The sequence below is a fragment of the Vibrio sp. 2134-1 genome, from assembly GCF_033339495.1.
The window spans coordinates 1-506 of sequence record NZ_JAWOUS010001010.1 but is presented as its reverse complement, the minus strand read 5'-3'; the positions used below and the strand labels follow the sequence as shown (position 1 = coordinate 506).

At 46.0% G+C, this 506-nt stretch carries 1 protein-coding gene; it reads right to left on the bottom strand.

Annotated elements, in window-relative coordinates; genetic code table 11:
- Positions 1-131: 131 nt before the first annotated feature.
- Positions 132-506: cytochrome b (locus R7R78_RS29755; protein ID WP_225475046.1), on the bottom strand; the 375-nt coding region annotated here is incomplete at its 5' end.

Here is a 506-nt window from a genome sequence, read left to right as displayed (position 1 = left end):
GTAACCTAAGTGGCTAACTTTGAAGTTGATAGACGCGTGAGCACCTTTCGTATCGATGACGTAGTCTGCAGCCTGAGCACCTAAAGGCAGTGCCATAGCGATTGCTAGTCCTGTAGCGAAGAGTGAGTTTTTCATTTTGAAGCTCCTAACATTTTTCTTAATGTGTTGTCTTTATCGATAAAGTGGTGTTTTAGTGCAGCAATAGCATGTAAGCCTGCAATCAGGATGACTGCCCAAGCTGCATAGAAGTGAATCTCACCTGCAATATCTGATTGGCCTGGGAATAACTCTCCCGCTCCTGGCACGGTGAACCAATTAAACACTTCGATGCCGCGTCCATCAGACGTTGAAATGAGGTAACCTGAAACAAAGATTGTGAGAAGTAATAGATACATCACACCGTGTGCCGCTTTAGCTGCGACGACTTCAAATCGACTGCCTTCTACTTTTGGTGACGCCGTAACATGCTTCCACACGATGCGACCCACAGTAAGAATGGCCAGAAG